Raw genomic sequence first — 12,322 nt, 5'->3', positions numbered from 1 at the left:
CGCTCGAAGCCGTGCTCAGCAGCACGCAGGGGTCAGGGTCAATCTCGCCGACATCGCGCGAATCGCAGGGCGCCCCTGCAACTGCCCGGCGGGGGCGCCATTCGCCAGGGTTGCAGCCGAGAACGACCCTATGGTCGCCGCCGTAGCAGGCCGCAGCGCTAACCGCCCTCGGGACGCCGCGCTGCTGACGCGCACAATTCCGGAAGAAGCCCGATGGCGCCGATGATAGTGTTATCGTGGCCGCCATGACCACACAACCCAAAAACCAGCGGCAAATTCAGAAGGAAGCGACTCGACAGCGCATCCTTTCAAGCGCGCTCGAATTGTTTGTTTCGCGCGGCTACGTGGCGACCACCGTCGACGACATTGCCGCCGCCGCGAACACCACGCGTGTCACGTTCTACTCTCACTTCGAGTCGCGCCGCGAATTGATGCGCGCGGTGATTCACGAGCTCGACACCATCCTTGAGCGGCGCGACGAACCAGGCCGCAGTTCCACCGCCAGTTCGCTGGTCGCGGCCGTGCGCGAAGGCTCGCACGAAAAGCTGGACGACTGGCTGCGCGCGCAGGCCGCGCGCTGGCCGTTGATCAAGCCTTATCTTCTGGCCGTCACCGAGGCCGCGGCGGTCGATGCCGAAATGCGCGCACTGATGCGCGGCTGGATCGAGGAAGTGGTGGCAGACATCCGGGAAGGCCTTGATGCCGCCAACCGCTACGAGCCGGGCACGCGACATTTTCGCGGTGAACTGGCCTATGTCGCGTTGGAGCAGACCGCGCTCTCATGGATGCGCGGCGAGCTGGATCTGACGTCCGAACCGGCGCTCGATGTCCTGGCCGAACTGTGGTGGAAGATGCTGGGCGCGACCTGATCCGGGATTACCCTGTCATGGTATCCATTGGGTTTACATGATGTAAAGCGAAACTAAGAATACAGGCCATCCATCCACAATGAGGAGCTGGCCTGTGACACCCCGTTCATCCGGTATCGACCTTTGGGCCGCCGATGTGCTCGTCGATCCTTACCCGACATACCGCGCATTGCGCGAACTCGGCGACGTCGTCTATCTCACGCACTCGAATCTCTACGCCTTGACTGGCTACGATGTCATCAAGGACGCGCTTGCGGACCCGGCGCGATTCTCGTCCGCTCAGGGCGTCGGCTTTAACGACGGTGTGAACCAGGCCTTGCAGGGCACGTCGCTGGCCTCCGACCCGCCGACCCATACCCAATTGCGCGCCGCGCTTTCCGAAAACCTCACGCCGCGGGCTCTGCGCGGACTGGGCGAGCAGATCAAGGCGAATGCGCAGGCGCTGGTGGCCCGCCTCGTCAAGCAGCCGTCCTTCGACGCGATCGACGAAATCGCCCGGCGCTTTCCGATCGGCGTTGTCGCCGACCTCGTCGGCTTTCAGGGCGAGGCCAGGGCGAACATGCTGCGCTGGGGACAGGCCGCGATGGAAGTCATCGGGCCGATGAACCAGCGCACGGTGGAGAACTTCCCCATCGCGGGCGAGCTTTACGGCTACTGCTCGCAGATCACCCAGGACGCCCTCACCCCTGGCTCGGTCGGCTGGGGCGTCTTCGAGGCGGAGAACAACGGGATGATTCCCGCCGGCGCCGCGCGTCACATCATCCACCAGTATCTCGGCGCCGGGCTCGACACGACGCTTGCCGCGATCGGCAACACCGTCGCGCTGTTCGGGCGTTTTCCCGAAGCGTTCGCCAAGGTGCGAGCCGATCTCTCGCTCGTTCCGTCGGCGTTCAACGAAGTGCTGCGCTACTACTCGCCCGTCCATGTCTGGAGCCGCGTGACGGCGCAGGACGTGGAAGTCGGCGGCGCGACGATCCCGGGCGGCTCGCGCATTGCGGTCATGCTGGGCGCCGGCAACCGCGATCCGCGTCATTACGCGAACCCCGACATCTTCGACGTGACGCGCAACCCGATCGACCATCTCTCCTTCGGCTATGGCCCGCACGGTTGCGCCGGTCAGGGTCTTGCGCGCATGGAAGGCGCGGCGATCATCGAGGCGCTCGCTACGCAGATCAAGTCGTTCCGCATCGGCGAGGTGGCCCGCGCGCCGAGCAATGTCACCGTGTCCTTCGACACCGTTCCTGTCATCGGGCTGGAGGTCGCATGATCAAACTGATACTGGATCGCCCGCGTTGCGAAGGTCATGGCCTGTGCGAGGAAGTGGCCGCGCAACTGCTTCATATCGACGATGAGGGCTATGCCGCCATCGACGTGAACGAGATCAGCGCGGCGAACCTCGCGGCGGCGCAAGCCGCGGCGCGTGTCTGCCCGGTGGCCGCGCTCAGGCTCATCGAGGACGAGGCGCCCTGATGAACACGCTTTCGGATACCCCGCGACGCATCGTGGTGGTGGGCAACGGCATCGCGGGTTTGACCGCGTGCGACACGCTGCGCGCCGAAGGATTCGACGGCTCCATCACGATCATCGGGGACGAACCGGTCGCGCCTTACAGCCGCCCTGCCTTGTCCAAGGCCTTGTTGCGCGACGGCGATGACCTCACCTCGCACCTGCTGCCGGAGGCGACCCACGGCGCGACCGAGCGGCGCGGCATGGCTGCCGTCGGTGTCGATGTGGCCAGGCAATGCGTGCGGCTCGCGGATGGCGACGCGGTGCCGTATGACGCGCTGGTGATCGCCACCGGCACGCGCGCCAGACGCCTCGTTCGCGGCAATCGTAGCGATCCCGGCGAGGAATACACCGTTCGCACGCTCGCCGACGCGCTGGCGCTGCGTGCGCGGCTCGCGTCGAGACCTTCGGTCGTGGTCGTGGGCGGTGGTCCGCTCGGCATGGAGATCGCATCCGGCGCGGTGGCGGCGGGATGCGCGACCACACTCGTTTCGCAAGGCATGCCGCTCGCTTCCCAGCTCGGCGCGTGGCTCGCCGCGCGGCTCCATCATGCGGCGCTCGCGCAGGGCCTCGCCATCATGACGACGGGCTGCGCGGAAGTCGTGACGCGTGACGGGTCGTCCGTCGTCACCCTCGGCGACGGCACAGTCATCGAGGCGGAGGTGATTGTTTCGGCCATCGGCGACGTTCCGAATGTCGAATGGCTGACCACGAGCGGACTGCTCACCGGCGGCGCGCTCGTAGTGGACACGCGCGGCCTCGTTCGTCCGAATATCGCGGCCGCGGGCGATGTCGCCGCGTTTCCGCACGCGGGGCGCGTCGCGCGTGTGCCGCTGTGGACAAGCGCCATCGATCAGGCAAAGGTGGCCGCCGCCGCGCTGCTCAGACCGGATGCGCCGGAACTGGCCTTCCAGCAGTACTTCTGGACGGAGGCGTTCGGTGTCTCCCTCAAGGCCATCGGGCCGACGCCGGTCGCGGGCGAGCCGGAGATCGCGGAAGGGACGGCAGAACAGGGCGTGTTTCGCTGGCGACACTCGAATGGCCCGTGGACCGCCGTTGCGCTCGACTATCGCATCCCGATTCCCAAACTACGCCGACTGACGACGCTCGGCGCGTAACGGAGCGAGATTACCGGTGCCGCCGGTCTGGTCGAACCCATTTACGATCTGCCGGGATGCCTCACGGAGATTGACGCGCTCGCATAGAGCTGGATTCAGATTGCGTGATGGAAACGTCATCGAGATCCCGCCTTATCTCGCGAAGTTCCGCCTCGGGTCGATTCATTCGCGCGCATGCACCTCGCCGAACAGAAAAATCAACCAATAAAAACGCATTTGGACATGCCGATTCATCCAATGACTCGGGCGCTGTCCTGCGTTCGGCACTCAACTCAATGTTGAGCAATTCATAACAGTCTGTTCCTGAAAGCCGACTTTATCGGCTTCGGTTCCTGCATCGATTATATCGATCACCCGTCGCGCCGCGAGCCGAGACGGGTTCAATTCTCATACCAGTCCACGACGGCAGCCACACCCGCAGCCAGTTCAAACGCCAGCCCGCAAGAGCCTTTTAAAAGAGGAAGGCAGATCCATAAAATGGATAATCATATTAATAAATTCCCGAAAGTTATATCGGAATACACAGAGACAACTCGCAAATACAAATATGATTCTATGAATAGAAGAAAGATCAGGATGGACATCCGGGCGACCAGCGTTCTGCTTGCTTTTGTCAGCCCGGTGTTGCATGCGCAAAGCTCGGTGCATCTGTCGGGATCGGTGGACGCGGGCATTGCCTACGTCAGCGACGCAGGCAATGCCAATGGTCATCAAAGCGCGTGGCAGGCAAAGAACGGGGACATCAACATCAGCCGCTGGGCGCTCTCCGGCAATGAACAGATCAGCAACGATCTCAGCGCGATCTTTACGCTGACTAACGGGTTCAGCGTCATGAACGGCTCGGCCGCGCAGCAGGGCCGACTGTTTGGTTTTCAGTCGTGGATGGGACTTGCTTCGCAGTCGACAGGCACGCTCACCTTCGGTCGTCAGTTCGACGAGGTCGTTCAGTTTGTCGAACCGTTTGCGCTAGGAGGAACACGATACGGCGGAACAGCCTTCGCCCACGTTTTCGACAACGACAACCTCGACAACTACACGCGCACGAATAACTCCGTGAAATACACAAGCCCTGTGCTGCTGGGCGGCGTGAAGCTCGGCGCGCTATATGGTTTTTCGAATGAGGCAGGCGGCTTTGCGGATAACCGCGCATACAGTTTCGGCGCGGGCTATCAGTCCAACAACCTGGACCTCGGGGCTGGCTACCTCCAGTTCAATAACGCATCGAATCTCGCGACGGCCAACACGAATGGCGCCGAGCCGGCCGGCGCGCCGTTCAATGCGCAGCGGCAGCGCACCTGGGCCGCAGGCGGCCTTTATCACGTCAATCAGACCGCCGTCGGACTCATATTCAGTGAGACGCGCCTCGACAAGGCTACGTCGATCAACAACGTGGCCGATACCGCCATCAAACTACCCGGCGAAGACGTGCGCTTCGACAACGTCGAAATCAACGTGCGCTACGCGGTGAATCCGCGGTGGGACATTTCGGCAGGCTATACGTTTACGCTTGGCCGTTTCGCTACGGCGACGGGCGTGCGTTATCCGAAGTGGCATCAGGTCGGCATCGTCAACACCTACTTCCTGACGCCCCGCACGGACGTTTACGCGGAAGCCATTTATCAGCGCGCCAATCAATTGGCAGGAACGGGTATTCAGGGTGCGCAGATTTCAAACTTCTCGCGCGCATCCGGCGCAAACCAGCTCGTCACCGCGCTGGGATTGCGGCACCGTTTCTGATCGATCCGTTGCACATCACGCGGCAGCGCACGATATCGGATCGACACGCGCTGCTGTCTCGTCAAACGGAAAACCTATCCAGTCTCGACACGATTGCGGCCAGACTTCTTGGCCCGATAAAGCGCCTGGTCTGCGCGCCTCATCAACGTGTCGACATCGATCTCGTCGGCTTCACGCGTGACCACACCGATACTCACGGTGAATGCAACCGGCTTTACGCGCCACACGTGCTCGAAGTCCCGCCGTTCGATGCGCTGCCGCAGTGTGTTCGCGATGCTCTGCGCAAGACCGACATCGGCGCCCGGCAGCGCAGCGACGAACTCCTCACCGCCCCAGCGAGCAAACAGGCACGGCCGTGTCGTGATCGATTCGCCGATCTTCGCGAGCGCGCGCAACACTTCATCGCCAACGTCGTGGCCATACTGGTCATTGATCTTCTTGAAGAAGTCAATGTCGAGGATGAACACCGAAAACAGATCGGCGGTCCCGAACAATTTCTGTACGAACTCCAGAAACGCCCGGCGATTCGGCAAACCTGTGAGCGCATCGGTGACGGCCTGCTTCTTGAGCAGTTCCATTAGTCTCGCGCGATCGGTAATGTCGCGAACGACCGCCATGAATTCGACGCCGCCATTAAAGCTGATCTTGGAGACCGCAATTTCAACCGGCACGATCGAGCCGTCGCGATGCTGTCCGTACACACTGTTGGTTTCGTCCATACGCGGCGGAGTTGCCTGCCGAAGCGTCGGCTGATAGGCGTCCGCGAACTGCTTCACCTTGTGCGGATGGCCGGCGCGGAATCGCTCGGGCAACAGGGTCACGATGGGCTGGCCGAGTATCTCGGCCGACGAATAACCAAAGAGATTCTCCGCTGCGCGATTGAACAATGTGATGTTGTGCTGCTCGTCCATGGTCACGATCGCGTCATAGGCGAGGTCGACCAGCGCGCGATAACGCGATGCATCGGCTTCCGGCGCTTGAGCCGGCTGGCTTTGCGCGACCATGTCGAACCCGGTCACGAGCACCTCATCTGCGCATGCGTCGCCGTTTTGACGTTTGATCGGTTTGAGTGAAAGGCGCCACCATGAGCCGCCGTTGCGAACGTCGTGGATGTGCTCGGGCCGAGCAGGCGAGCCGGCTGAGAAACATGCGAGCAATTTCTCGCGCAACTCGCGCTGTGTGGAATCCGCAACCAGTGCGTCAAAACGGATCGGAAAAATTTGCGTATCGACTGCCGTTTCGCCCAACAGCTCGAAGAACCGGTCATTGCACGCGGTGACGACGAGATGCCTGCTGTCGTCGAGTCCGATCAGGGCGACGCATGGGGCATGGGTGTCCATGGCTGGGTGCTGTTCTTTGAAACGGTCAGACAAGATTTCACCTTACAAAGATGCTTGATCGGCGCGCATGCTGATTGATTGCGAAGGGGCCATCGGCGAGTTCCGGGCGTTTACCGGGTTATCGGCGTTTCGAAGCTGAAACTTTGAACGGTAACTTCGACCGATGCGCGAAGTGAAATTCGTCTTTCACCCTACGTGAAGCGTGCCCCGAGCGTCAAGGAACTGAGTTCTCGCGAGAGGCTTCGTCTCCCACTGACTATTACCGTTGATTACAAAATCGGCTCGATTCTGCCGGGAGCATGAGCGGTGCCGGCCGAGCCAACGGTCGATATGCGCGGCGAGTGTGAGTCCATTCTCCGGATCCACGCCCGCTACATCCGTACTATCCTGCCACGGCTTGATGGGCGACGCGGTGAATAGCGTGGGCGTCAGGGTTGCCGTGAGCGCACGAATCTCGCCCTCGTCCCGCAAGGGCGCTACCCTTTGCCAACAGTACGAGTGTCAGTTCCGCGCGCCAGGTTCACGCAAAGCACGCAGAAACAGCCGCAGGCGCTCAGTCACTTTCTGGTCGCGTCGGCTGATCACGTTGAATTCAACGCGGTGTTCCAGTGACTGCTCGAACAACACCCGCATCAAATCACGCTCGATCCAGTAAGCCGCGTAGTGCCGCGGCAGAAAGCCAACCAGCTTGCCGGAGAGCACCAGCATCGCGACGCCCTCCATGTTGTTGGCGACAGCAGCTAGCCGAAAGTTCTCCAGCTCGGGCAGCTCCTTCAGTTCGCGAAAGTAGCCGCGCGTGACATAGTCGATTCCCGTCACTGCGGAGGGATCGAACGTGGACGGTGGGCCATCGAAGAACGCATGGCCCCGGCCGCAATACAACTGGAGCGATTCCGTGTAGAGGTGCTCATACGACAAGCTCGCCACAGCGCCTCTAAACGGTCCGATCCCGACATCCAGCCGCCCGCTTTGCACGGCATCCTCGATCTGACTTGCCGACCCGATCTCCAGCGTAATACTGAGGTCGCTGTCACGCTCTCTGACTGCGCGAAGTGCCGCAGCCAGCCGGCCACCGGGATTGCTGATCGTGTTATCGACTGTGCCGATCGACAGCCGGCCGCTAATCCGGCCGTGAATGGCGCCGATATCCACATGGAAATCCTCCACCGAAGCGATGAGCTTCTCGACGGAATCATAGAGTCTGCGGCCAGCGTCAGTCAGCCGGAATCCGCCTCGGCCACGCTCGCACAACCTCAGGCCAACCCGGCCCTCTAATTCGGCCATCTGAAGGCTGATCGCCGAGAGCGTCATGTTTAACGACGCTTCCGCTGCGGAGAACCCTCCGCAATCGGCGACGGCCTTGAACACGCGCAGTTGGCGAAGATCAAAATCCGAGATTTTCAGCATGGCGCAGCACATGCGCAGTCAAACACCCGAAACGAAAATCCGCCCCCGCAGCGCGCCCGCACGCACCGCGCGTCACCCGTCTTAGCCCCAGCGGCGCACGCGTCATACCTCCTGATTTTCGAAAGTAAGGTTTTGGACATTGCTGTTCATCGTTTCAATTTGTCATGAAAAGATCCGCTTCACCGGTGCGAACCACCTCATCGATTGTAAGCAGGAGAACAGATGGAAAAAAATCGTTTCAGCCCGGTCACCGCGACCGTGCTTCCGCGTTTTGCAGGCATTGCCACGTTCATGCGTCTACCCTACGTCACGCCGCAAGACCCGCTTCATGCCGAGGTCGATATCGGGCTGGTCGGCATTCCCTGGGACGGCGGGACCACGAACCGTGCCGGTGCGCGGCACGGTCCCCGACACGTGCGCGACGCCTCGACCATGACGCGCAACGTGAACCGCGCGTCGGGCATCAATCCGTTTGCACTGTGCAACTGTGCCGATCTCGGCGATACGCCGGTCAATCCGGTCGACCTGATGGCGACACTCGCGCTGATCACGGACTTCTACACGACGCTTCATGACGCCGGCATTGCGCCCTTGTCGGTCGGCGGCGACCACCTCGTCTCGTTGCCTGTCCTGCGCGCGCTCGCGAAAAACGGTCCGATCGGCATGGTGCATTTCGACGCGCATACGGACACCTGGGACCGCTATTTCGGCGACAGTCTCTATACGCACGGCACCCCTTTCCGGCGAGCGATCGAGGAGAACCTGCTCGATCCCAAACGCATCGTACAGATCGGCATTCGCGGGGCGCAATACAACGACAGCGAGAACGATTGGGGCGAGCGCCAAGGTATCCGCGTGATCGATATCGACGAGTTCCACGCGCTGGGCGTGCCGGGTGTGCTGGCCGAAGCGCGCCGGGTGGTCGGCGACCTGCCCACGTATGTGTCGTTCGATGTGGACGCACTCGATCCCGTCTATGCGCCCGGGACCGGCACGCCGGAGATCGGCGGCCTGACGACTTACGAAGCACAACAGCTCGTTCGCGGATTGTGCGGCCTGAATCTCGTCGGCGGCGATCTCGTCGAGGTCTCGCCGCCGTTCGATCAAACCGGCAATACCGCGTTCGTCGGCGCAACCCTGCTGTACGAAATCCTTTGCGTCCTCGCGCAAAGCATCGCCAAACGCAAGCGCGACGCGACACGCGCCCTCGTGTCGGCTTGATACCGGCGCCCGATTCGTCGGGGGCCGGCTGCGCTTCGCTCCGCCTTTCCCATCACCACCACGCATTCGACGGAACCTCTATGTACACCTTCCTTTCGCGGTCGATCATTCCCATCGTCGCCTCCGTCGCGCTGCTGGCCCCAGCCTGCTCGTGGGCCCAGCAAGGCGATCTCCTCGCTCGAATCAAGGACGCAAAACAGCTGACGGTCGCGACTGAAGCCCGCTATGCGCCTTTCGAATATGTCGACGCCGGCAAGATCGTCGGCTACGACATCGACCTCATGAACCACGTTCTCGGCAAGGCGCTGCCGGGCGTGAAACTCAAGGTGAGCGATCTGCCCTTCCAGGGCCTGCTGCCGGGACTCGACGCCCGCCGGTTCGACATGATTCTCGCGGCGGTGACGGTCAACAAGGATCGCGCCGACCACTTCGCATTCACGCTGCCGGTTGCCGACGCCACGATTGGCGTGCTGCTCCGTGCGAACGAAGCCGGTTCGGTTAAATCGACCAGCGATCTCAACGGGAAAATCGCCGGCGCGCAGATCGGGTCGGTACAAACCCAGGCGCTGACCGCCCTCGATAAAACGCTGAAATCCTCGGGCGGCGAAGGGCTCAAGCAGATCAAGCAATACGTGTCCTACGACGAAGCCTATGGCGATCTGGCTGCCGGACGGATCGATGTGGTTGCGCAATCGCTGGCAAACATCGGACCGTTGATGAAATCGCGTCCGGGCGTGTTTGCCGTGATGCCGCAGACCATCGGGCCCAAGAGCTACTTTGCGTGGGTCATGCGCAAGGACAGCGACAGCGGCGCGCTACTGCGTGTGATCAGCGACGGCATCGCCGAGGCGAACCGCGACGGCACCATGAAGAAGCTGCAATTGAAATGGTTCGGCACGACCATGGACGTTCCGGCCGACGCGCTGCCCGTTCCGTCGATGTAAGCGCCTTCACCGCGAAAACATGTCCGTCCCCGCCCTGTTCGGCCGCCTCTCGACCTACCTGCCGCAATTGATGGATGGCGCGCTCACCACGCTTGGCTTGTCCGTGGTGGCGACGCTCGGCGGATTCGTCGGAGGCGTCGCCCTCCATATGATGTCCATTGACCGGAGCGCGTTGCTGCGCCGCGCGGCCCGCGTGTACGTGAGCGCAATCCGCGGCACGCCGGTGCTCACGCAACTGCTGGTGCTCTACTACCTGCCCTCCGCGCTCGGCCTCGATATCCCGGGGACCGCCGCGGCGGCAGCCGGTCTGGCGCTGAACACGGCCGCGTATCAATCGCAGATCCTCGGCACCGGATTCCGGGCGATTCCTCGCGGACAAATCGAGGCCGCCAGCACCTTCAATCTCTCGCGCCGGCAGACCCTGTGGCATATCGAAGTGCCTCAGGTAGTCGCCATGACGCTGCCCGCGCTGGTCTCGGAGATGATCGACATCGTCAAGGCGTCGGCGGTCGTGTCGGTGATCGCCGTCACCGATCTGATGCGTGCGGCGCAACAGCTTTCGTCGTCCAGTTACCGGCCGCTCGAAGTCTATACGTTCGCAGCGTGTTTCTATCTGGCGATGACCTCGCTGCTCGCTGTCGCCGCCCGTTGCCATGAACGGCATCGGCAACGGCCTGCGTAACAGGTCATGGCGCTCGACACATGAACACATTTATCCCGCTCATCCCGCGCTTTGCAGCCGCGATGCTCGTCACGCTCGAAGTCAGCTTGACGGGTGCGCTATTCGGCATGGCCGGCGGCTTTCTGCTCAATGCGCTGCGGCTGCGCTTTGCGCGCACGCTGGCCTGGCCGTATCGCCTCTATGTCTGGCTCGTGCGCGGCACGCCGTATCTGTCGCAACTGCTCATCCTCTATTTCGGCCTGCCCGCGCTCGGCGTCACGATGACCGCCGTGCAGGCGACGGTCGTCTCGCTGGCGCTCTATTCGGCCGCCTATTTTGCGGAGATTTTCCGCGCGGGCTGGGCGAGCATCGCGCGCGGCCAGCTCGAAGCCGTACGCGCGTTCGGCATCGGGCGCTGGGCCGCGTTCCGCACGATCGAGTTGCCGCAGGCCATGGCCTTCGCCCTTCCGCTGCTCACCAATCAGGTGATTCTCGTCATCAAGGAAAGCGCGGTGGCGTCGATCATCACCGTGCCCGAATTGACCATGACCACCAGCGACATCGTTGCATCGACCTACACCTACATCGGCCCGTATGCGCTCCTGATTCTGTGCTACTGGCTGCTGACCCAGTCCGTCGCCGCGCTCGCGCAACGCGCGGCCCGGCTGTTTGCCCTTTCCAGGAAGACCTCATGACTGCCTTGCCCATCGTCCAGCTACGCGCCGTCGGCAAGTCCTATGGCGCCAACCGCGTGCTCAAGGGCATCGATCTCGACGTGATGCGCGGCGAAATCGTCACGCTGATCGGGCCGTCCGGTTCGGGCAAGACCACGGCGCTGCGCTGCATGAATTTCCTCGAGGCTTACGACGAAGGCGAAGTGTGGATCAAGGGACAACTGCTCGGCTACCAGTCGACCGGCCGCACGCCGCGCGATCGTGACAGCGAGTCGAGCATCGCCGAAGTGCGCCGCCCGCTCGCCATGGTGTTCCAGCAATTCAATCTGTGGCCGCATCTGTCCGTGCTCGCCAACGTCGCCGCGCCGCTCGTCCTCGCCAAGAAGATCGACAAGCAGCAGGCGCGGCGCCAGGCGCTCGCCGCGCTCGACCGGGTCGGCCTCGCGCACAAGGCGGACGCTCACCCCGCCAGCTTGAGCGGCGGCCAGCAGCAACGCGTGGGCATCGCGCGGGCGCTGGCCATCGAGCCCGAAGTGATGCTGCTCGACGAACCGACTTCCGCGCTCGACCCGGAACTCGTCGAGGAAGTGCTGAGCGTGATCCGTTCACTCGCGCAGGACGGCATCACGATGGTGATGGTGACGCACGAAATGAGCTTCGCGGCCAAGATCTCCGACAAGGTGTATTCATGGAAGCGGGGCGAATTATCGAGGCCGGACCGCCGGCGCAATTGTTCGGCAATACGCGCACGCCGCGCCTGCAACAATTCCTGAAACCGTGGCTCGACCGCAGCCTGCCGCTGGCGGCCGTCAACGCGGCCAGCGCAAGCGGGACATGATGCCCGC

General features: G+C 62.5%; 11 protein-coding genes and 1 pseudogene. 10 read left to right on the top strand and 2 right to left on the bottom strand.

All coding sequences use genetic code 11. The features are described 5' to 3' along the window. Window positions 1-245 precede the first annotated feature (245 nt). From G5S35_RS28545 to G5S35_RS28525, 5 genes are all read left to right on the top strand, one after another. Window positions 246-869, top strand: coding sequence for a TetR/AcrR family transcriptional regulator (locus tag G5S35_RS28545; protein ID WP_074986153.1), 624 nt, complete (start codon window positions 246-248; stop codon window positions 867-869). Window positions 870-1,005: 136 nt separating this feature from the next. Then, the gene (locus G5S35_RS28540) at window positions 1,006-2,136 is read left to right on the top strand and encodes a cytochrome P450 (protein ID WP_237181550.1); all 1,131 of its coding nucleotides are present in this window, start codon (window positions 1,006-1,008) and stop codon (window positions 2,134-2,136) included. Further along, entirely contained in the window at window positions 2,133-2,339 is a 207-nt protein-coding gene (locus G5S35_RS28535; RefSeq protein WP_074986150.1) for a ferredoxin, read from the top strand. Before G5S35_RS28540 ends, G5S35_RS28535 begins: the two co-directional genes overlap by 4 nt. Next, window positions 2,339-3,493 carry an NAD(P)/FAD-dependent oxidoreductase gene (locus G5S35_RS28530; protein WP_183039584.1) on the top strand — a complete coding sequence of 385 codons (1,155 nt, stop codon included), beginning with the start codon at window positions 2,339-2,341 and terminating at the stop codon, window positions 3,491-3,493. The genes G5S35_RS28535 and G5S35_RS28530 overlap by 1 nt, the downstream gene beginning before the upstream one ends. A 576-nt stretch (window positions 3,494-4,069) precedes the next feature. Beyond that, on the top strand, window positions 4,070-5,230 hold the full coding sequence (locus tag G5S35_RS28525; RefSeq protein WP_231957571.1) for a porin: 1,161 nt from the start codon (window positions 4,070-4,072) through the stop codon (window positions 5,228-5,230). Window positions 5,231-5,304: 74 nt separating this feature from the next. Here the strand turns inward: G5S35_RS28525 and G5S35_RS28520 are convergent, their stop codons facing one another. Together G5S35_RS28520 and G5S35_RS28515 are read right to left on the bottom strand one after the other, a co-directional pair. Then, entirely contained in the window at window positions 5,305-6,570 is a 1,266-nt protein-coding gene (locus tag G5S35_RS28520; RefSeq protein WP_183039583.1) for a sensor domain-containing diguanylate cyclase, read from the bottom strand. A gap of 501 nt (window positions 6,571-7,071) precedes the next feature. Then, window positions 7,072-7,977: a LysR family transcriptional regulator gene (locus G5S35_RS28515; RefSeq protein WP_065060518.1), complete on the bottom strand. Its 906-nt coding sequence runs from the start codon at window positions 7,975-7,977 to the stop codon at window positions 7,072-7,074. Between the two features lie 222 nt (window positions 7,978-8,199). Here G5S35_RS28515 and speB point away from each other — a divergent pair, with 222 nt between their 5' ends. The 5 genes and pseudogenes from speB (at window position 8,200) to G5S35_RS28490 (ending at window position 12,315) form a co-directional block, all read left to right on the top strand. After that, window positions 8,200-9,198 carry an agmatinase gene (gene speB, locus G5S35_RS28510; RefSeq protein WP_065060517.1) on the top strand — a complete coding sequence of 333 codons (999 nt, stop codon included), beginning with the start codon at window positions 8,200-8,202 and terminating at the stop codon, window positions 9,196-9,198. An 80-nt stretch (window positions 9,199-9,278) separates the two neighbouring features. Beyond that, window positions 9,279-10,142 carry a transporter substrate-binding domain-containing protein gene (locus G5S35_RS28505; RefSeq protein WP_110328680.1) on the top strand — a complete coding sequence of 288 codons (864 nt, stop codon included), beginning with the start codon at window positions 9,279-9,281 and terminating at the stop codon, window positions 10,140-10,142. Window positions 10,143-10,161: 19 nt separating this feature from the next. Beyond that, window positions 10,162-10,824 carry an amino acid ABC transporter permease gene (locus tag G5S35_RS28500; protein ID WP_183039582.1) on the top strand — a complete coding sequence of 221 codons (663 nt, stop codon included), beginning with the start codon at window positions 10,162-10,164 and terminating at the stop codon, window positions 10,822-10,824. A 20-nt stretch (window positions 10,825-10,844) separates the two neighbouring features. Beyond that, entirely contained in the window at window positions 10,845-11,498 is a 654-nt protein-coding gene (locus G5S35_RS28495) for an amino acid ABC transporter permease (RefSeq protein WP_183039581.1), read from the top strand. Then, window positions 11,495-12,315, top strand: a pseudogene (locus G5S35_RS28490) (amino acid ABC transporter ATP-binding protein). The gene G5S35_RS28495 and the pseudogene G5S35_RS28490 overlap by 4 nt, the downstream one beginning before the upstream one ends. The last annotated feature ends 7 nt before the right edge of the window (window positions 12,316-12,322 follow it).

It is taken from the genome of Paraburkholderia tropica, assembly GCF_014171495.1.
GTDB lineage: Bacteria > Pseudomonadota > Gammaproteobacteria > Burkholderiales > Burkholderiaceae > Paraburkholderia > Paraburkholderia tropica.
The sequence above is the reverse complement of the archived record's forward strand: the minus strand, read 5'-3'. Positions and strand labels throughout refer to the sequence as shown.